At 66.6% G+C, this 18173-nt stretch carries 21 protein-coding genes and 1 tRNA gene; 14 read left to right on the top strand and 8 right to left on the bottom strand.

Features of this window, described 5'->3' with window-relative positions; genetic code table 11:
* Positions 1-7: 7 nt before the first annotated feature.
* The 10 genes from ACFE7D_RS00780 to ACFE7D_RS00735 all read left to right on the top strand — a co-directional run bounded on the left by ACFE7D_RS00780 (position 8) and on the right by ACFE7D_RS00735 (position 9255).
* Positions 8-1264, top strand: a complete 1257-nt coding sequence (locus ACFE7D_RS00780) for a flagellar hook protein FlgE (protein ID WP_375393523.1) — start codon at positions 8-10, stop codon at positions 1262-1264.
* A gap of 28 nt (positions 1265-1292) precedes the next feature.
* Complete coding sequence (locus ACFE7D_RS00775; protein ID WP_375393522.1) at positions 1293-2045, top strand: flagellar basal body rod protein FlgF; 753 nt, start codon at positions 1293-1295, stop codon at positions 2043-2045.
* A gap of 11 nt (positions 2046-2056) precedes the next feature.
* Positions 2057-2845, top strand: a complete 789-nt coding sequence (gene flgG, locus ACFE7D_RS00770) for a flagellar basal-body rod protein FlgG (protein ID WP_375393521.1) — start codon at positions 2057-2059, stop codon at positions 2843-2845.
* Between the two features lies 1 nt (position 2846).
* Entirely contained in the window at positions 2847-3575 is a 729-nt protein-coding gene (locus ACFE7D_RS00765) for a flagellar basal body L-ring protein FlgH (RefSeq protein ID WP_375393520.1), read from the top strand.
* 65 nt (positions 3576-3640) lie between these two features.
* Entirely contained in the window at positions 3641-4768 is a 1128-nt protein-coding gene (locus ACFE7D_RS00760) for a flagellar basal body P-ring protein FlgI (RefSeq protein ID WP_375393519.1), read from the top strand.
* Positions 4765-5115, top strand: coding sequence for a rod-binding protein (locus ACFE7D_RS00755; RefSeq protein WP_375393518.1), 351 nt, complete (start codon positions 4765-4767; stop codon positions 5113-5115). The genes ACFE7D_RS00760 and ACFE7D_RS00755 overlap by 4 nt, the downstream gene beginning before the upstream one ends.
* Positions 5112-6467, top strand: coding sequence for a flagellar hook-associated protein FlgK (gene flgK / locus ACFE7D_RS00750; protein ID WP_375393517.1), 1356 nt, complete (start codon positions 5112-5114; stop codon positions 6465-6467). The genes ACFE7D_RS00755 and flgK overlap by 4 nt, the downstream gene beginning before the upstream one ends.
* Positions 6467-7363, top strand: coding sequence for a flagellin (locus ACFE7D_RS00745; RefSeq protein WP_375393516.1), 897 nt, complete (start codon positions 6467-6469; stop codon positions 7361-7363). The genes flgK and ACFE7D_RS00745 overlap by 1 nt, the downstream gene beginning before the upstream one ends.
* 119 nt (positions 7364-7482) lie before the next feature.
* Positions 7483-8346, top strand: coding sequence for a flagellar motor stator protein MotA (gene motA, locus ACFE7D_RS00740; RefSeq protein ID WP_375393515.1), 864 nt, complete (start codon positions 7483-7485; stop codon positions 8344-8346).
* Positions 8347-8349: 3 nt separating this feature from the next.
* Positions 8350-9255, top strand: a complete 906-nt coding sequence (locus ACFE7D_RS00735; protein ID WP_375393514.1) for a flagellar motor protein MotB — start codon at positions 8350-8352, stop codon at positions 9253-9255.
* 56 nt (positions 9256-9311) lie between these two features.
* On the opposite strand, the gene ACFE7D_RS00730 is transcribed toward ACFE7D_RS00735, so the two are convergent.
* On the bottom strand, positions 9312-9803 hold the full coding sequence (locus tag ACFE7D_RS00730; RefSeq protein ID WP_375393559.1) for a MucR family transcriptional regulator: 492 nt from the start codon (positions 9801-9803) through the stop codon (positions 9312-9314).
* A 249-nt stretch (positions 9804-10052) separates the two neighbouring features.
* Here ACFE7D_RS00730 and msrA point away from each other — a divergent pair, with 249 nt between their 5' ends.
* The gene (gene msrA, locus ACFE7D_RS00725) at positions 10053-10724 is read left to right on the top strand and encodes a peptide-methionine (S)-S-oxide reductase MsrA (protein WP_375393513.1); all 672 of its coding nucleotides are present in this window, start codon (positions 10053-10055) and stop codon (positions 10722-10724) included.
* On the opposite strand, the gene pdeM is transcribed toward msrA, so the two are convergent.
* The gene (gene pdeM / locus ACFE7D_RS00720) at positions 10694-11383 is read right to left on the bottom strand and encodes a ligase-associated DNA damage response endonuclease PdeM (protein ID WP_375393512.1); all 690 of its coding nucleotides are present in this window, start codon (positions 11381-11383) and stop codon (positions 10694-10696) included. The two genes, msrA and pdeM, sit on opposite strands and share 31 nt — an antisense overlap.
* A 103-nt stretch (positions 11384-11486) precedes the next feature.
* Here pdeM and ACFE7D_RS00715 point away from each other — a divergent pair, with 103 nt between their 5' ends.
* Entirely contained in the window at positions 11487-13448 is a 1962-nt protein-coding gene (locus tag ACFE7D_RS00715; RefSeq protein WP_375393511.1) for a potassium transporter Kup, read from the top strand.
* Between the two features lie 40 nt (positions 13449-13488).
* On the opposite strand, the gene ACFE7D_RS00710 is transcribed toward ACFE7D_RS00715, so the two are convergent.
* On the bottom strand, positions 13489-14160 hold the full coding sequence (locus tag ACFE7D_RS00710) for a uracil-DNA glycosylase (protein ID WP_375393510.1): 672 nt from the start codon (positions 14158-14160) through the stop codon (positions 13489-13491).
* On the opposite strand from ACFE7D_RS00710, the gene folK reads away from it, so the two are divergent.
* Complete coding sequence (gene folK, locus ACFE7D_RS00705) at positions 14159-14659, top strand: 2-amino-4-hydroxy-6-hydroxymethyldihydropteridine diphosphokinase (RefSeq protein WP_375393509.1); 501 nt, start codon at positions 14159-14161, stop codon at positions 14657-14659. The two genes, ACFE7D_RS00710 and folK, sit on opposite strands and share 2 nt — an antisense overlap.
* Before the next feature lie 19 nt (positions 14660-14678).
* Positions 14679-14754 (top strand) — tRNA-Lys (locus tag ACFE7D_RS00700).
* Positions 14755-14995: 241 nt separating this feature from the next.
* On the opposite strand, the gene ACFE7D_RS00695 is transcribed toward ACFE7D_RS00700, so the two are convergent.
* The 5 genes from ACFE7D_RS00695 to ACFE7D_RS00675 all read right to left on the bottom strand — a co-directional run bounded on the left by ACFE7D_RS00695 (position 14996) and on the right by ACFE7D_RS00675 (position 18123).
* Positions 14996-15616 carry a hypothetical protein gene (locus tag ACFE7D_RS00695; protein ID WP_375393508.1) on the bottom strand — a complete coding sequence of 207 codons (621 nt, stop codon included), beginning with the start codon at positions 15614-15616 and terminating at the stop codon, positions 14996-14998.
* Positions 15617-15678: 62 nt separating this feature from the next.
* Positions 15679-16086 (bottom strand): hypothetical protein, encoded by a 408-nt coding sequence (locus ACFE7D_RS00690; protein ID WP_375393507.1) that lies wholly within the window; start codon positions 16084-16086, stop codon positions 15679-15681.
* A gap of 95 nt (positions 16087-16181) precedes the next feature.
* The gene (locus tag ACFE7D_RS00685) at positions 16182-16493 is read right to left on the bottom strand and encodes a hypothetical protein (RefSeq protein ID WP_375393506.1); all 312 of its coding nucleotides are present in this window, start codon (positions 16491-16493) and stop codon (positions 16182-16184) included.
* Complete coding sequence (locus ACFE7D_RS00680) at positions 16490-17182, bottom strand: hypothetical protein (RefSeq protein WP_375393505.1); 693 nt, start codon at positions 17180-17182, stop codon at positions 16490-16492. Before ACFE7D_RS00680 ends, ACFE7D_RS00685 begins: the two co-directional genes overlap by 4 nt.
* A 23-nt stretch (positions 17183-17205) precedes the next feature.
* The gene (locus ACFE7D_RS00675; RefSeq protein ID WP_375393504.1) at positions 17206-18123 is read right to left on the bottom strand and encodes a 3'-5' exonuclease; all 918 of its coding nucleotides are present in this window, start codon (positions 18121-18123) and stop codon (positions 17206-17208) included.
* Between the last annotated feature and the right edge of the window lie 50 nt (positions 18124-18173).

The following is an 18173-nucleotide window of genomic DNA, read 5'->3' as shown; positions in this document are numbered from 1 at the left end:
ATCCCCCATGACCTTCTACACCTCGCTTTCCGGTCTTCAGGCCGCCCAGACCGACATGTCGACGATCAGCCACAATCTGGCCAACGTCTCGACCACGGGCTTCAAGAAAAGCCGCACCGAATTCTCCGACATCGTCGCGACCAGCCTCGCCGCCAATCCGCGCACCGTGGTCGGCTCGGGCGTCGCGGTGAAGGAGAACAAGCAGCAATTCGCCGAAGGCAGCATCACCACGACCGCGTCCTCGCTGGATCTCGCGATCTCGGGCGACGGCTTCTTCGCAGTGAAGACCAGCGGTGCAGCCGGATCGATCGACTATACCCGCAACGGCAGCTTCCAGGTCGACACCAACCATTATGTCACCGACGCGCAAGGGTCGAACCTGCAGGCCTACCCGGTCGATACCGAAGGCAACGTGACCGCGACCGGTGCCGACGGACTGACCAGCCTGCAGCTGCCGGTGAATAGCGGCGCGTCCGTGCCCACCACTGCGGTTGCACTGAAGACGAACCTGTCGTCGAAAGCGACACCCGTCGCTTCAACCTTCGACCGGACGAACCCCGCCACGTACAACAACTCGACCGCCACGACGATCTACGACGCAGGCGGCAATGCCGAGACGATGACCAACTATTATGCCCGTGGCGCGGATTCGGCGGACGGGTCGAGCAATTGGTCGGTCTACAGCTATGTCGGCGACCAGCAGCTTAGCGTCGGCGGCGGCACCGCGCCGGTCCAGCTGAATTTCAACACGTCCGGTGGCCTGGTCGCCCCGACCGCGCCGACACAGTTCGATGCGTTCGTGCCGCAGGGCAGTGCGACGACGCAAAATCTGTCGTTCGACCTGACCGGCTCGACGTCGCTGTCTTCCGCCTTCGCGGTCGCATCGCGCGCGCAGGACGGCAAGGCGGCAGGACAGCTGTCGGGCGTGACGATCGACAATAACGGACTGGTCACCGCCAGCTTCTCGAACGGCGATACCAAGAAGCTGGGTGTCGTGGCGCTCGCGAATTTCGTCGATCCGACGGGTCTTCGCCAGATCGGCGACAGCTACTGGACGTCGACCGGCGTCTCGGGCGCGGCGGAACTCGGTCAGTCGAACGCGGCCGGCTTCGGCAATCTGATGTCGGGCTCGCTCGAAGGATCGAACGTCGATATCACCGAGGAACTCGTCAGCCTGATCTCCGCCCAGCGCAATTTCCAGGCGAATGCCAAGGCGCTCGATACGCAGAGCAAGATTTCCGAGACGATCTTCAACATCCAGTAATCGAACGGAGGCGCGGGAAGGGGTTTAGATGGACAAGCTGGTCTACACGGCGGCGACGGGGCTGAAAGCGCGGATGGCCGCGCAGGCTGCGATCGCGAACAACATGGCGAACGTGTCGACCACGGGGTTCCGGGCGGACCGCGTCGTGTTCGACCAGATCCAGCTGAAGGGCGGCGGCACCACGATCGAGGCGCGGTCGCCGACATCCGAAGAGGTGACCGACGCCGACCGTTCGCCCGGCGCGATCCAGTCGACCGGACGTCCGCTCGACGTCGCGATGAACGGCAACGACACCTGGATGGCGGTGCAGGCGGCGGACGGCAGCGAAGCCTATACGCGGCGCGGCGATCTCGAGGTCGCGGCCTCGGGCGTGCTCCAGACCGGCGACGGCTTCCCGGTGATGGGATCGTCGGGCCCGATCACGCTGCCGCCCTATCAGTCGCTCACCATCGCCCCGGACGGGTCGATCTCGATCATTCCCGTCGGCGGCGACGCGAAGAACCCGCAGGTCGTCGACAAGATCAAGTTGGCCAGCACCAAGGGGTCGGAAACGGTCAAGGGCCTGGACAATCTGCTGCGCGTGCGCGGCGGCGGCGTCCTGCCCGATGATCGGGACGCCAAGGTGCAGGGCGGCGCGGTCGAGGGATCGAACGTCAACATGACGCAGGCGCTCGTCGACATGATCGAGAACCAGCGCGCCTACGAAGTCGAAGCGAACATGATGAAGAACGCCAAGGACATGGACGAGGGCGGTGCATCGCTGATGCGCCTCCCTTCCTGAGGAGAGATTAGATGAGCAGTGCAGCCATGCACATCGCGCGCACCGGGCTCGATGCCCAGGACATGCGCATGCGGGTGATTTCGAACAATCTCGCGAACGTGAACACCACGGCGTTCAAGTCGGATCGCGCCAATTTCGAGACGCTGGCCTATCAGGTCGTGACGTCGCCGGGCGCGCAGAGCTCGTCGGACAGCAAATACGCGACCGGCCTCAACCTGGGCACCGGCGTCAAGATCCAGGGCACCGCGCGGATCGACACGCAGGGGACGTTCCAGCAGACCGGCAACAGTCTCGACCTCGCGCTCGACGGCAATGGCTATTTCCAGGTGCAGCTGCCCGGCGGCCAGCTCGGCTATACTCGCGCGGGCAATTTCTCGCGATCGGCGGAAGGCCTGCTGGTGACGAGCGAGGGCTATCAGGTCCAGCCCGGCATCACCGTCCCGCCGACCGCCACGTCGATCACCATCGGCACCGACGGCACCGTGACCGCGCTGCTCGCCGGCCAGACCGACACGACTACGCTCGGCCAGATCCAGGTCGCGAGCTTCCCCAACGCCGCGGGCCTGCAGAACACCGGCGACAATTACCTGACCGAGACCGCGGCGAGCGGTACGGCGAACCTGGGCATCGCCGGCCAGGACGGCCGCGGCAACATCCGCCAGGGCTCGCTCGAGGCTTCCAACGTCAACGTCGTCGAGGAACTCGTCGACATGATCGAAACGCAACGCGCCTACGAGGTAAATTCGAAGATGATCACCGCCGCCGACGACATGCTCAAATATGTCAACCAGAACCTCTGACATGGCATCGCGTGCTCCCACCCCGTTCCGCTTCGGCGGTCACTGGATCGAAATCGCGCTCGGCCTCGCGACCGCGGCGCTGGTCGCGGCCGCGCTCGTGCCCGGCCATGCCGAGGCCAAGGTCTTCAAGAAGAAACCGGCGGAGGATTTCTCCGTCGCCAGGGCGCCGGCCGTCGTCGCTGCGCCGGTCGCACCGAACGGCGCGATCTTCCAGGTCGCCGGCGGCTATGCCGCGCTGTACGAGGGATCGCGCGCCAAGCGCGTCGGCGATCCGCTGACGATCGTGCTGGTGGAGGCGACGGCGGCGTCCAAATCCTCCGACTCCAGCGTGGACTCGACGGGCGGCATCAGCCTGACGCCACCGACCACCGGCGCGCTGTCGCTGTTCAAGGGTACCGACGCCGCGGCGAGCGGCGGGCGCAACTTCAAGGGTACGGGGACCGCGGACCAGGCGAATTCGCTGACCGGCCAGGTTTCGGTGACCGTCGCCGAGGTCTATGCGAACGGCACGATGCTGGTGCGCGGGCAGAAGCGCGTGACGCTCAACCGTGGCGACGAGTTCGTCCAGATCAAAGGCATCGTCCGCTCCGCCGATATCGATGCGGACAACCGCGTGCTGTCGACGCGCGTCGCCGATGCGCAGATCGCCTATACCGGCAAGGGCGACGTCGCCCGCGCCTCGCGACAGGGCTGGCTCAGCCACTTCTTCTCGATCCTTTCGCCGTTCTGATGGGACGCCCCATGCCTCTTATTTTCCGTTCGTTTCGAGCGCGGTCGAGAAACCTTCTCGGGATAATGGTTGCGGCTTCTCGCCTTCGCTCGAAGCGAACGGGGTGGGAGACCGCCGCATTCCTCGCGCTGGTCGCCGTGGCCAATCCCGCCTCCGCCGACCGGATCAAGGATCTGGGCGGGTTCCAGGGCATCCGATCGAACCAGTTGACCGGATACGGCATCGTCGTCGGGCTCGCGGGCACGGGTGACGACAATCTGGAATATACCGTCCAATCGCTGAAGGCGGTCGCGTCGCGTTTCGGGTTGCAGCTGCCCTCCACGGTCAATCCGGGGATGAAGAACGCGGCTGTCGTGCTGGTGACCGCCGACCTGCCGCCATTCGCGAAGCCCGGCCAGCGGCTCGACATCACCGTCGCGTCGATGGGCAAGGCCAAGTCGCTTCGCGGCGGCAGCCTGATCCTGATGCCGATGCTCGGCGCGGACGGCCAGATCTATGCGATGGCGCAAGGCAATCTCGCGGTCGGCGGTCTCGGCGTCGAGGGCGCGGACGGGTCGAAGATCGTCATCAACGTACCGTCGACAGGTCGCATCCCGGAAGGCGCAACCGTGGAACGCGCGGTCGCGACCGGGTTCGACACCGCGCCGACACTGACCTTCAACCTGGCGCGCGCCGACTTCACGACCGCACAGAACGTCGCGGGGGCGATCAACAAGCGGATGGGAATGGGCTCGGCCGAGGCGCTGGATGCGGTCTCGATCGCGGTTCGTGCGCCGGTCGGTGCGGACACCCGCGCGACGTTGATGAGCCAGATCGAGAACCTGGATGTCGTCTCCGCCGAACCGCCGGCAAAAGTAATCGTAAATGCCCGCACGGGTACGGTCGTTATAAATTCTGCGGTCAGGGTCGGTCCTGCCGCGGTGACGCACGGCAAGCTGACCGTTCGCATCGACGAGAACCAGCGCGTCAGCCAGCCGGGCGCGTTCAGCAGCGGACAGACCACGGTCACCCAGAAATCGGGGATCGCGGTCGACGAGGAGAAGCGCCCGATGTTCCTGCTGGCCCCCGGCCCCAAGCTTGCCGACATCGTGAAAGCGGTGAACGCGATCGGTGCCTCGCCGGCGGATCTCGTCGCGATCCTGGAGGCGTTGAAGGAAGCTGGCGCGCTGAAGGCCGAGCTGATCGTCCTGTGACCGCGCTCACCGCCCCCTTGACCGGTCTCGCCGCGCCGACGACGCCCGTGACGGGCGGCATCTCGACGGACGGCAGCCGCCTGACGTCGCCCGAAAACCTGAAGAAGGCGGGACAGAAGTTCGAGGCGGTGTTCGACGGCATGATGCTGAAATCGATGCGTCAGGCGAAGCTCGCCGATCCGCTGTTCGATTCGAAGGCGATCGATACCTTCAGCGAGATGCAGGACGCACGGCTGGCGCAGACGATGGCGGAACACGCGCCGATCGGCATCGGCAAGGCGATGACCGACTTCATGGCCAGATCGCAATCCGATCTTAACCCGCCTGCGGCAAAAGCATCGCCATGAGCGATATGCTTTCGATCGGCGCGAGCGGCGTCTACGCGTATCAGAACGCGATGGCGACGGTATCGGAGAACATCGCCAATACCGGCGTGGCCGGCTATTCGCGCCGTTCGACGACGCTGGCCGAGGTCCTGACCACGGGCGGCGGTATCGCGTCGCGCAACACGACCGCCGGACAGGGCGTCGTCGCAACGGGCATCGCCCGCGCAGGCGACGTCTACAAGACGCAGGCGGTGCGCAGTTCGGCCGCCGATCTGGCGAAGACGCAGACCGGTGCGACCTGGCTCGACCGTATCCAGACCGCGCTGACGGGCAACTCGCTCGGCGACCAGCTGACCGCCTTCTACGCATCCGCGACGACGCTTGCCGCCGATCCGACCTCCAGCGCCTCGCGCTCCACGATGCTCGGCAGGGCGACCACCGCCGCGGCATCGCTGACCGCGACGGGCGGGGCGCTGCAATCGGTCGGCGACGACCTGGATTCGACCGCGCAGGGTGCGGTGTCGACGCTGACCAATCTCGGCCAGACCCTTGCCAAGATCAACGACGGTCTGAGCCGTACCGCGCCGAACACGACCGCGGCTGCCGGGCTGTCGGACCAGCGCGACTCGGTGCTGGACCAGATGAGCGCGATCACCGACATATCCGTCACCACCGACCAGGCGGGTCGCGCGACGGTCAATGTCGGCGGCACCGGCGGCACCGGCGGCCCGGTCCTGGTGTCCGGATCGGATTCGGCGAGCGTCGCCTATTCGCGTAATGCCGGGGGGGCGGTCGGCTTCAACGTCGACATGAACGGCTCGGTCAGCACCTTGTCGCCAAACGGCGGCGCGCTGGCGGGGATCGTCGACGGCGCGCAGAAAGTGGCGGATGCGACGATCGGCCTGAACGGCATCGCGACCGATTTCACCACCCAGGTCAACACCGTCCAGGCGCAGGGTCGCGATCTGAACGGCCAGCCCGGTGCCGCGATCTTCGCGACCGGTACCACGCCGGCCGACGTCACCGTCGCGCTGAACGACCCGAACGGCATCGCCGCCGCCAGCGTCGGCGGCGGGACGCGCGACGGATCGAACCTCGACGCATTGCAGGCCGTACGCACGAGCAGCGCGGTCGAGACCCGGACCACCACGCTCGTCGCCGGCAACGCCGCCGCATTGGCGCAGCGCCAGAGCGTCGCGACCGCGCAGACGGCGATCCACGACGGCGCGGTATCCGCACGCGACGCGGTATCCAGCGTCGATCTCGATACCGAAGCGGTCGATCTGCTCCGGTTCCAGCAGGCCTATTCCGCGGCCAGCCGGGTGATCCAGGTCGCGCGCGATACCTTCCAGTCGATCATCGCGATCAACTGATGATGCAGGTCGCGACAAGCCTCTTCTACGATCGCAACGCCGCCGCGATGCAGGCGTTGCAATCGCACGCGGACACGCTCAACACCCAAGTCGCGACCGGCAAGAAGCTGACGTCCGCGTCGGACGATGCGGTGGCGTATCAGACGCTGCGCGGGATCGCGACCGACACCGCGAACGACACCGCGTACAAAGGCAATCTGACGCTCGCCGGTTCGCTGCTGACGCAGACGGACACGACGCTCGGCGCGATCAACACGCAGCTGCAGCAGGCGTCTTCGCTGGTCCTGCAGGCGCGCAACGGCACGCAGACCGCGGACAGTCGCAAGATCATCGGCCAGCAGCTGGCGGGGATCGCCGACAGCATCGCCGCGCTCGCCAACGGCAAGGATGCGCGCGGCCAGCCGATCTTCGGCGATGCGAACGGCGGTGCCGCGATCACGAAGAACGCGGACGGCAGCTATACCTATGCGACGACGACCGGTTCGCCGATTCCCGTCGGCGAAGGCCAGACCGTGCAGACCGGCGACACCGCCGCGCGCGTTCTGACCTTCGGCGGCAAGGATACGCTCGGCGTCCTGTCGACGCTCGCCGCCTCGCTCCAGGCGGGCACCGCGACCGACGGCGAGATGGGTCAGGCGATCACCGACCTGACCAGTGCGGGCACGCAGGTATCCGACGTGCAGGCATCGGTCGGCGCGCGCGGTGCCCGCGTGGATATACTGCAATCGACGCTGACGACGACCGCCAACGACCGCGAGACGTTGCGTTCCGGGCTGGAGGATACCGACACCACCGCGGCGCTTGCGGAATTGTCGAAGACGATGACGATCCTGTCCGCGACCCAGGCGAGCTTCACCAAGCTCTCGTCGCTGTCGCTGTTCGATTATCTCAAGTAGCGGCGACGCTCCGAATAACCGCAGTGACCGCCCGTCTCGGTAACTGCTTGGCTACCAAATCCGGTTAACGATGGCGCGAACGCCGGATCGTCCGGTCTATCCGGGGATAAACGACACCCATGTTTCCGATCATCGGCATCGTCGTCCTGCTCGGTATGGTGTTCGGCGGCTTCGCCTTCACCGGCGGTGCGCTCGGCCCCGTCCTCGAAGCGATCCCGCACGAGATGCTCATCATCGGTGGCGCTGCTGCGGGCGCGCTCATCATCGGCAACTCGGGCAAGGAACTCAAAGGCCTGGGCGGCGGGCTCGGCAAGGTGTTCAAGGGCCCGAAATACAAGAAGCAGGATTTTCTCGACGTCATCTTCCTGGTGTCGAAACTGATGAAGATGCTGCGCACCGACGGCCCGATCGCGCTGGAACCGCATGTCGAGGACCCGTCCTCCTCCGCCGTCTTCGCAGAATATCCCAAGCTCCTGAAGGACCATGCGCTGGTCAATCTGATCGCGGACACGCTGCGACTCGTCGTCGTGTCGTCGGGCACGCTCGACGTGCACGCGGTCGAGGAGGTCATGGATCATTCGATCAAGACGCATCATCACGAGCAGGAAAGTCCGCACGGCACGCTGACGAGCCTGGCCGACGCGCTGCCGGCGCTCGGCATCGTCGCGGCCGTGCTCGGCGTCGTGAAGACGATGGGATCGATCGACAAGCCGCCCACGATCCTCGGCGCGATGATCGGCTCGGCGCTGGTCGGTACGTTCATGGGCGTGCTGCTGGCGTACGGCATGGTCGCGCCGCTCGCGAACCGGTTGCGCCAGGTACTGGATGCCGACGCCGCGATCTACGGCGTGGTGAAGCAGATCATCATCGCCTCGCTCCACGGCCATCCGCAACCGCTGGTGATCGAGGCCGCCCGTGCGGGGATCGCGCACAAGAACCAGCCGGGCTTCGCCGAAGTGTTCGACGGCTTGCGGGGCAGGTAGGGCATGGCCGCGCGCGCACCGCATGGGACGAACCAGCCGCCCAAGATCATCGTCAAGAAAATCTATATCGAAGGCCATGGCGGCCATCATGGCGGTGCGTGGAAGGTCGCCTATGCCGATTTCGTGACCGCGATGATGGCGTTCTTCCTGTTGCTGTGGATTCTCGGCGCGACGACCGAGAAGCAGCGCAAGGGTATCGCCGATTATTTCGCGCCGACGCTGATCGATACGCGCACGCTCGGTATCGGCGGTGCCGGTCCGTCGGGCGGCGATTCGCTGCTGTCGCAGAGCAAGGTCGGGCCGCACACGTCCAAATCATCCTTCCAGACCATCGCCGCGCCCGTCGCCAATAGCGGCGGCACGGAAACGGGCAACCGCGCCGCGGACAAAGGCAAGGGCCGCGAAGCGATGGCGGCGGAGGACCGCAAGAATTTCGAGGCGATGCGCCGCCACGTCCTCGAACAGATCAGCGGCTCCGCGACCCTGTCGAAGCTCGCGAACCACGTCCATTTCGTCCAGACGCGCGACGGCATGCGGATCGATCTGATCGACGATGCCGATTATTCGATGTTTCCGTTGGGGACGACCGCGCTGGACGCAAAGGCCGGGTCGCTGATCTCGCTGATCGCCGGATCGATCCGGGGCATGGCGAACCCGATCATGATCCGCGGTCACACCGACAGCGTACCGTATGGCGATCCCCGGGCGATGAACAACTGGATGCTGTCGTCCGCCCGGGCCGAGGCGACGCGGCGGCAACTGGCGCTTGGCGGGATCCCCGAAACGCGGTTCGAACGGATCGAGGGCGTCGCGGATCGCGAGCCGATGGTCGAGAAGGACCCATCCGATCCGCGCAACCGGCGCGTGGCGATCACGCTGCTCTATCGGCCGGGTGTATTTGGGCAGTAATCCGCCGCGACGGTGAACCGCGGACGATGCCATGACATCGTCCGCGGACCGATCGTTCAGGCGTTTTCTTCCGCCTTGGCCTTGCGCTTCGCGGCGGCGGGCGCGGTCTCGCCCTTGCGCTGGCCAGGCTTGCGGCCAAGGCCGATCTTCTTCGCCATCGCGCGACGGCTTTCCGAATAGGTTTCGGCCACCATCGGATAATCTGCCTTCAGGCCATAGCGTTCGCGATATTCGCCCGGGGTCATGCCATGCGTCGACAAGTGTCGGCGCAGTGTCTTGTATGGCTTGCCATCGATCATCGAAATTATGTGATCCTTTGATGCCAATGACTTGCGCGCGGAAACCGCGGGCGTGTACTCGGCCGCGGGTTCGGCAACCGGAGCAACACCGCTCGCGCCAAGAAGCGCGGACACGGTATCGTGCATCTTGCCGAGAAAGGCAGGAACTTCGTCTGCCGAAATACGGGTATTGGGATTGCCGAGCCACGCGATCGTCAACTCCGTCGCCAGTTCGACCGCGTTGGTGTCGGCCATATCTTCGTTCATCATCGTCTCCATTTGAGCTGGACGCGATCTAGCAACAGATTGCCGCTGGTCAATAACGAAAGATCCGAATTGATGAATAAATATCAAATCCTTCGTCCGGCGGCTCGTAGAGTGCGCTCGCAGCCACGGTATCGATAGGGCGTCCCGGCGGCATGCGCGATCGTAACGACTTGCCCCAGTCGACCGGTAAAGTTTTCGCGGGCGCACAAGAGATTACTGGAATTCAATCGGTGGCATCGCCATTTGGAGCGCATGATGAAAATTGCTCTCCCCGCCCTCGCCGCCGCTGCGCTTATTGGCGTGGCTGTCTTTTCCGCCGGTACACAGGCGGCGGAGCATGCGGTTCCCTTGCCGAAATCCACGATCGACGTTCCCGCGGGAACGGGATCGCAGATCGCCGTCTTTGCCGGCGGATGTTTCTGGGGAATGGAGGCGGTGTTCGAACATGTGAAGGGCGTGAAGTCGATCACCGCCGGTTATGCCGGTGGTGCGGCGGGCACCGCGACGTACGACCAGGTGTCGACCGAGACGACGCGCCATGCCGAGGCGATCCGGATCGTCTACGATCCGCGGGTCGTCAGTTTCGCGACGCTGTTGCGCGTCAATTTTTCCATCGCGCAGGATCCGACCGAACTCAATCGCCAGGGTCCCGACAGCGGCAGCAGTTACCGCTCCGTGGTCTTTGCGCAAACCCCGGCCCAGGCGCAGGTGACCCGGGTCTATATCGCGCAGCTCGGTGCGGCCCATGTCTTTCCCCGGCCGATCGTGACCGCGATCGAAACCGGCAAATTCTATCCCGCCGAGGCATATCACCAGCATTTCTACGACAAGAATCCGACCTATCCGTACATCGTGATGTGGGACAAGCCGAAGGTCGCGGCATTCAAGGCGGCCTATCCGGCCCTGGCGCTGCCGACGCCCTGAGCCGCGATCGGGAAGCGCAGCATCCGGTCGGCCACCGGGATCAGCGCCTCCGCCCGGCGCCCGACCGCGCGGACGATCTCGGGGTGGTCGATGTCCAGCCCGCCGGCCAGCGCCCCGAACGCGGGCAGGATCAGCTTGGTATCGGTCGCGACGAAGCATCGCCGCGCGACCTGCTTGCCGCGCACCCGCACGCGCAGCTTGGGATGATAATGCCCCGATAGCTCGCAGCGGGTTTCCGCCGGTCGGGCCTCGTGGCGCAGCACCAGCCCGTCCACTACCGCCTCGTCCGCCACCGCGCCGCCGCAGCGGTCGATCATGTGGGGATCGTGGTTGCCGGTGATCCACGTCCAGCGCGTCCCCGCCGTCAGCGCCAGCAGCATGTCGCGCGCGCGTACCGGCAACCGGTCGCACCCGTCGACGTCGTGGAAACTGTCGCCCAGGCACCAGACCTCTTGTGCACCCGATGCGGCGGCCAGCGCGGTCAGGTCGGCGAGCGTCGCGATCGAGTCGTAGGGCGGCAGCATCTGGCCGCCGCGCGCGAACCAGCTCGCCTTCTCGAAATGCAGGTCGGCGACGAGCATCGCGCGCCGCGCGGGCCAGAATACGGCGCCCTGCGGCAGCGCCAGCAACGAATGACCGCCGAACGAAAAGGGAACCATATCCGCGCCATGCCGCCCGCGGACTCCCGGCGCAAGCCCTGCTAGCCTTGGCCAGACGATCCGCGTACAGCGCGCCGTCTCCTACTGGGTCCCCGTCACGCACATGCAGCCCGCCAGCGCCATCGACGCCGCCGATCCGGCATCGCCCGCCGACGACGGCCACGGCCATCCGCGTCCGGCGATGGCGGCGCTCACGATCGGTGCGATCGGCGTGGTGTTCGGCGATATCGGGACCAGCCCGCTCTATGCGTTCCGCGACGCACTGACCCCGGCGGCGGGGGACGGGATCGATCCGTCGGAAATCCTGGGCGTGCTGAGCCTCGCCTTGTGGGCGCTGTTCCTCGTCGTCACCGTCAAATACGTCCTGTTCCTGATGCGCGCGGACAATCAGGGGGAGGGCGGCGTGCTGGCGCTGACCGCGCTCGCCAGGCGGGCGCTCGGCTGGCGGTCGCGCACCGCGCTGCTGCTGGGCGCGGCGGGGGCGGCGCTGTTCTACGGCGATGCGATCATCACCCCCGCGCTGTCGGTGCTGTCCGCGGTGGAGGGGATGCAGACGATCCCGTCGACCGCGGCGTTCTTCGATCAGAACACGGTGCTGACGGTGACGATCGTCATCCTGGTCGGGCTGTTCGCGATCCAGTCGCGCGGGACCGCGGACATCTCGCGGATGTTCGGGCCGGTCTGCATCCTGTGGTTCCTGACGATCGGCGCGCTGGGGCTGTGGCACATCGCGGACGAGCCCTCGATCTTCCGCGTCCTCGTCCCGACCTACGGCATCGACCTGTTGCTGACGCACGGCGTCACCGGGCTGTTCGTTCTGGGCGCGGTGTTCCTGACCGTGACGGGCGCGGAGGCGCTGACCGCGGACATGGGGCATTTCGGGATCAAGCCGATCCGGATCGGCTGGTTCTTCCTCGTCGCGCCGTGCCTGGTACTGAACTATCTGGGCCAGGGCGCCTTCGCGCTCGCCGCGCTGGAACGCGCCGCGGCCGCGCATGTCGCGTTCGTCAACCAGAGCTGGTTCTTCCTGATGGCCCCCGAAAGCGTGCGCGGGTTCCTGATCGTGCTGGCGGGCTTCGCGACGATCATCGCCAGCCAGGCGGTCATCACCGGCGCGTATTCGCTGACGCAGCAGGCGATCCAGCTCGGCCTGCTGCCCCGCCTGCGCATCCGCAACACCTCCGCGGCGAGTTCGGGGCAGATCTACCTGCCCGCGATCAACTGGCTGCTGCTGATCGGCGTGCTGGTGCTGGTCGTCGAGTTCCGCACCTCGTCGGCGATGGCGGCGGCGTACGGGATCGCGGTGACGGGGACGATGGTGGTGACGACGTGCCTCGCCTATGTCGTCGTGCGCCACCGGTGGAGCTGGGGACGGCCCCTCGCGATCGCGGTGATCCTGCCGTTCCTCACGCTCGACCTCATCTTCTTCGGCGCGAACATCCTGCGCGTGGTGGAGGGCGGCTGGGTCCCGCTGGTCGTCGCCGCCGCGATCGGGCTGGTGATCTACACCTGGGTGCGCGGCAAGGCGATCGTCGGCGCGTTCGAGCGGCAGCAGAGCATCCCGCTGATCGATCTCGCCGCCGCGCTCGCCAAGCGGCCGCCCGAGCGGGTGGAGGGCGTGGCGGTGTTCCTGACCGGCAATCCCGAAGCCGCGCCGGGCGCGCTGCTCCACAACCTGAAGCACAACAAGGTACTGCACGAGCGCAACCTGATCGTCAGCATCCGCACCGCCGACCGGCCCTTCGTCGATCCGGAAAAGCGGTCGAAGGGCGAGCGGATCGACGATAATTTCGCGCGGATCGTGCTGACCTACGGCTTCATGGAGACGCCCGACGTGCCCCGCGACCTGGGGCTGGGCGCGAAGCGCGCCAACCGCGAACTCGATCCGATGAAGACCAGCTTCTTCATCGGCCGCAACACGCTGAAGGCGGGCGCGGACAAGGGCATGCCGCTGTGGCAGGACCGGATCTTCATGTTCCTGCAGCGCAACGCGAGCGACCCGACCGACTTCCTGAAGATCCCGCCGGGCAAGGTGCTGGAACTGGGCGAACAGGTCACGGTGTAGCCCAAAGTCCTCTGTTAGCGGGGAGGAATGAAACGGGTCGCTACGGTGCTAACAATTCGGCCCGCACTTCCAGCGCACGCGCGAAGACCGCCTCGAACATCGCCGCGGTCAGGCGGCCGGTATTGGTGTTGTACCGCGAGCAGTGATAGCTGTCGATCAGCACATGACCGCCGGGCATCCGGTGCTCCGCCAGATGCCCGAACTTCGCCTTGGGCAGCCGCCCGCCCAATATTTTCACCGCCGACTGGTGCGCGATCTGGCCGAGCGCCACGAACACGCGGGCATTGGGCAGCACCGCGGCCTGGCCTTCCAGAAACGGGCGGCAGGCGCGGATTTCCTCAGGGCTCGGCTTGTTCTGCGGCGGCAGGCATTTGACCGCGTTGATGATGATCGCGCCGTCCAGCACCAGATCGTCCTCGGGCGTCGCGGCATAGGTGCCGTGCGCCAGGCCGAACGTGCCGAGGGTATCGAACAGCAATTGCCCCGCATAATCGCCGGTGAACGGCCGCCCGGTGCGGTTCGCGCCGTGCTTGCCGGGCGCAAGGCCGACGATCGCGAGCCATGCCTGCGGGTCGCCGAACGCGTTGACGGGCGCGTTCCACCAGTCGGGATATTCGACGCGCAGTGCCTCGCGGAATGCTACTAGGCGCGGACAGCGCGGGCAATCGCGCGGGGGTTCGCTGGCGGGAATGGGGGATGGTGCGAAGTGCATGGTCTTGCGCTACGCGGACGACGTGGCGACGACAACCTATGCGATCGCGCTCGGTGCGAACCGGCACAGCCGGGCGGGCAGCCCCGAAGCGGCGATCGCGGCGGCGCTTGTCCGGATCGGTGACGTCATTGCGGTCTCGCCCGTCCTGCACAGCGCCCCGGTCGGGCCGTCGATCCGGCGTTTCGCCAATGCGGTCGCGATCGTCGAGACGCACGAGACGCCGCCGGCGCTATTGGCGCGGCTGAAGACCATAGAGCGCGCGTTCGGACGGCGGCGCGGACGGCGCTGGGGCGCGCGGCCGATCGATCTGGATATCATATGTTGGTCGGGCGGCATTTGGTCCGGCCCCGGATTGGGCATTCCGCACGTCGCGTTCCGCACCCGGGGCTTCGTACTGCACCCGTTGGCGCAGATCGCGCCCGACTGGCGCGATCCGCTGACCGGCCGGACGATGCGCCAGCTCGCGCATATGGTTGACCGCCGCAAGCCACGGACCTAGGCGAAGCGCGGTCTGGAGTGGGCCCATAGCTCAGTTGGTAGAGCAACGGACTTTTAATCTGTAGGTCTCGGGTTCGAGTCCCGATGGGCCCACCAGGCACTGCATCGCACTGTCACAACCTAGCATTGTCATTTTGGCATCTGGGTTGTCACAGGGCGGTTCAATTTATGAGAGATAGAAGGCGAATTCCTATCGCATAGGTACGCGCGCCGGCCGAAATGCATGATCGCTGAGTTCCGTCTTCGTGGTCCGCGATCGTACGTGAGCCACAAGCCGACACCCATCAGGCGCAAACCGGCTGACGGTTCGCATAGCCGAATGACACAGACGACTCGCTCAGCGTGCCCACGGAAGACGGTACGCCACTGATCCGGTCACTACGACCAGCACCTGTCCTATGAAGGGCAGATTGGCGTCCACAACCTCGTCGATCCGCCAGCCCCGCCCACGCAGCGCGACATGATCAACCACGTCCTCGACGGGACGGCCCTCGCAAGCGATGAACAAGGTCAGCGGCATCTCGTCGATCAGCTCGAGCCGGAGTTCGCCGAAGCGCGTCTGGAAACGCACCGAACCGATCGTTCCGCTGACCTCGAGCGAGTGGTCAGCCACCTCGATCCGCATCCACCCGCGATCGGCGCAATCAATTCGGTAGCAATGGAGCGGGGGTAGCGAAGACCCGCTCGCAAGCAGACCTGCGAAATAGTGGCGCAGGACAAGCGTGTGCGACTTAAGGCGCGGTGAACCTCTGCCCGCCAGGCGCGGACGGCGCGGCCAGCCCGCCTGCGCCTCGAGGAACATGGCCGCGTCGTCGAGGGACAATTCCTCGATCGCGAGCAGCGAGATCAGGAACGGCGACGCTGAGCGAACGACGTCCCCGATCTCTTCTCGAAACGCCGCCCGCAGCGCGACTGACCGCGCCTCGTCGATCGCGTGCACCCGGGCATGCGCCCGCACGCGCGCCCTCCGCAGCCGGTTCCGGTCGGCCGGGGTCGGCGGGTCGGTCCGGCCATGCCCAATCACAGCAGCGGCCGCGCCCGTCCGGGCGCGACGTCCCCCTCGGGATCGTCGGGTACAATATTCACCATCGCCAGGAAGTACTGGGTCAGGACCGGCCCGCCGCGCTCGAACGCCATCCTGCCCCACGCCTCCCAGCGGTCGAGGCGGTGCGCGAGCCAGACGTGGAAACGATCCCTGGACCGGATGTCCGTGAACGACTGCATCCACAGCGTACGGCGCAACGGCACGACCTCGCCGAGCCCGTCACCCACCAGCGCCACGGTCGGCTTGCGCCACAGCTCGCGCCGCTCGAACCGGAACGGCAGCTTCGCCGCCAGCACCTCGAGCCGGTCGAGCCAAGCCTCGATTTCGGCATCGGAGCCCTTCGGCGGAGCGAGTGCCGCGATAGCATCGGCTCCAACGGGCATGGCGCGGACCTGCGACGGACGCGTCGAGGCCAGCATGACGAGTGCCGCGTGACCTTCCGCGCTGATACCGGTCCCGAACGGCGGCTGACCGCCGGTCAGTCCTGGGCAAACACCCAGGTCCGGTAGAAACGATCGAAGTCCTGTTCGCCGCCGAAGATATCGTGTGCGCTCTCATCGACGTGGACGACCCGCCGGCTGGTGGCGGCGAGGTAAGCCATCAGCCGCTCGAGGTTCTCCTCCATCGTGATGGATGCCGGCATACCAAGCCGCCCGACCCAGAACGCCTCGCGCACGGTGTCCCAGCGATGACCCTGCTCGTCGACCAGCGGAGGGCCATGGGGCCCCCCGGACGCGTGGAGCCAGTAGCCCCACGGCAGCGCCGGGTTGCGGATGTCCTCGTATCTCACCGACGGGCGCCCGGTTCGAAGGACGCGAGCCCGACCGCCGGCCGCTCCCCCTTGAGCTCGGGCATCGGCAGCCCCTCGGCGACCGCGTGCAGCTGCGCGGCCAGGTTGGTGGTCTCGCGCACGACGTAGCGCTCGTCCCTGTAGACGCGGCCGTTCTCAAGGCCGAGCGGGCGGATGTGGTGGCGATCCCGCGGGACGAGGTCGTAGGGCTTGTCGCACGAGAAACCGAACCACCAGAGATCGTCGGGCAACTTGGCCAGCGCGACCATGGTGCTCGAATCGAACGGCGGATTGACCGCGCGGGTCACCCTGACGTGGCAGACGGAGATGTGCTGCGGCTCGTACTCCTCGCACGCCGAGGCATAGTCGATGCCGCCGTGCACGACGATCGGGGGGTCTTGGGGGAGCGCCTCCCTGCCGACCCCAGCGAGCGGGTGGTCGGGCCCCACACCGACGTACCCGCACAACGCGCCATCATTTCCGCGGCGCATGATGCACGGCAACCCGGTGTCGGGATCGATCCACGTGAGCTTGTCGGGCTCGGCCTTCCAGGGACCTTCACCCGACGGGTGCCGGTCCGGCACCCGGTACACCTCGACCGGCATGGTGTCTGTGCCCGCCAGCGGGCGGTACTGCACCGCGGTGGCGACCGGGACGAGCGCCTTGGTGGGCTTGGGATTCTTGGCCATCAAACTTCTCCTTCAGGTCAGGTTTAGAAACGGTCACCGCTGCGGGTGGCGGGCGCGTACCGCTCGTGCCAAGTGACCCGCTCGACGACGGGGCCGAGCGACTTCGGGCGCGCCTCGACCGAGTAGACATGGCCGGCGAGCCACCATTCCTCCTCGGTACGGCGCGTGTCGGGTACCTCGCGCCACCAGCACTTAGGATCGCCCTCGGAATCCCAGCGGTATCCGCGCAGGCGCAGCTGATCCTTGAGTTCGAAAGCGGCACCGACCGCGCTGAACCTCCAGCTCGGCGCCCGCGCTGTCGCCAGCATCGCCGCCAACGCGGTGCCCCCGTCGGGGAAGCGGTGCTGTAGGAGCGCGATCACCGCATCGACGTCGTCGCCGGCGCGGTGGGCACCGTGAAAGAAGCCGACCTGCGCCAGCAGCCAGCCGAGCGAGCGGCCGTCCAGCCCGCCTGCCCGCCAGTCGATGTCCGAGCAGGAGCAGGCCCAGGCGAGCCCGGCCGCCTCCGGCAAACGACGCTCGACGTGCCGACGGTCGAACTTCACGTTGTGCGCGCAGATGAATTCCGCCGACTTCAGCAGGCGCACGGCCGCGTCATCGTCGATCACCTGCCCGGCAACGGCCTCATCGGTCAGCCCAGTCAGGCGGACGATGTCGGCGGGCAGTTCACGGCCCGGATCCTCCAGCCAGCTATACGGCCGGTCGATCTTGACGATCACCCCATCCCGGTCCGCGCGGAAGCGGCGCAACGCCAGCTCGATGACGACGTCATCGTCGCCGATACCGGTCGTCTCGACGTCGACCACGACGCCGATGGTCGTGTCGATGCGACCGCCAACGCCGGTCTCGCCCTCGCGGACGTCGAGCCGGCGGAGCAGGCGCACGTCGTCTTCGCCGTTCACCGCGAACAGCGCGGCCGGCGCGGGAATCCCGTCGCACATGGTCGTCTCCGATGGGTGGTAGTTGGGAGCCCGATCCAGCCGACCTCGGC

Origin of the sequence: uncultured Sphingomonas sp., from assembly GCF_964244235.1 — a bacterium.
Classification (GTDB): domain Bacteria; phylum Pseudomonadota; class Alphaproteobacteria; order Sphingomonadales; family Sphingomonadaceae; genus Sphingomonas.
Note: the sequence above shows the minus strand (reverse complement) of the source record. Positions and strands in the feature narration are given on the sequence as shown.

Bases quoted from the DNA above. Each gene is read 5' to 3' on its own strand.
- ACFE7D_RS00780 (WP_375393523.1), top strand. From the start codon at position 8: ATGACCTTCTACACCTCGCTTTCCGGTCTTCAGGCCGCCCAGACCGAC.
- ACFE7D_RS00775 (WP_375393522.1), top strand. From the start codon at position 1,293: ATGGACAAGCTGGTCTACACGGCGGCGACGGGGCTGAAAGCGCGGATG.
- flgG (WP_375393521.1), top strand. From the start codon at position 2,057: ATGAGCAGTGCAGCCATGCACATCGCGCGCACCGGGCTCGATGCCCAG.
- ACFE7D_RS00765 (WP_375393520.1), top strand. From the start codon at position 2,847: ATGGCATCGCGTGCTCCCACCCCGTTCCGCTTCGGCGGTCACTGGATC.
- ACFE7D_RS00760 (WP_375393519.1), top strand. From the start codon at position 3,641: ATGGTTGCGGCTTCTCGCCTTCGCTCGAAGCGAACGGGGTGGGAGACC.
- flgK (WP_375393517.1), top strand. From the start codon at position 5,112: ATGAGCGATATGCTTTCGATCGGCGCGAGCGGCGTCTACGCGTATCAG.
- ACFE7D_RS00745 (WP_375393516.1), top strand. From the start codon at position 6,467: ATGATGCAGGTCGCGACAAGCCTCTTCTACGATCGCAACGCCGCCGCG.
- motA (WP_375393515.1), top strand. From the start codon at position 7,483: ATGTTTCCGATCATCGGCATCGTCGTCCTGCTCGGTATGGTGTTCGGC.
- ACFE7D_RS00735 (WP_375393514.1), top strand. From the start codon at position 8,350: ATGGCCGCGCGCGCACCGCATGGGACGAACCAGCCGCCCAAGATCATC.
- ACFE7D_RS00730 (WP_375393559.1), bottom strand. From the start codon at position 9,803: ATGATGAACGAAGATATGGCCGACACCAACGCGGTCGAACTGGCGACG.
- msrA (WP_375393513.1), top strand. From the start codon at position 10,053: ATGATGAAAATTGCTCTCCCCGCCCTCGCCGCCGCTGCGCTTATTGGC.
- pdeM (WP_375393512.1), bottom strand. From the start codon at position 11,383: ATGGTTCCCTTTTCGTTCGGCGGTCATTCGTTGCTGGCGCTGCCGCAG.
- ACFE7D_RS00715 (WP_375393511.1), top strand. From the start codon at position 11,487: ATGCAGCCCGCCAGCGCCATCGACGCCGCCGATCCGGCATCGCCCGCC.
- folK (WP_375393509.1), top strand. From the start codon at position 14,159: ATGGTCTTGCGCTACGCGGACGACGTGGCGACGACAACCTATGCGATC.
- ACFE7D_RS00710 (WP_375393510.1), bottom strand. From the start codon at position 14,160: ATGCACTTCGCACCATCCCCCATTCCCGCCAGCGAACCCCCGCGCGAT.
- ACFE7D_RS00690 (WP_375393507.1), bottom strand. From the start codon at position 16,086: ATGCCCGTTGGAGCCGATGCTATCGCGGCACTCGCTCCGCCGAAGGGC.
- ACFE7D_RS00680 (WP_375393505.1), bottom strand. From the start codon at position 17,182: ATGGCCAAGAATCCCAAGCCCACCAAGGCGCTCGTCCCGGTCGCCACC.
- ACFE7D_RS00675 (WP_375393504.1), bottom strand. From the start codon at position 18,123: ATGTGCGACGGGATTCCCGCGCCGGCCGCGCTGTTCGCGGTGAACGGC.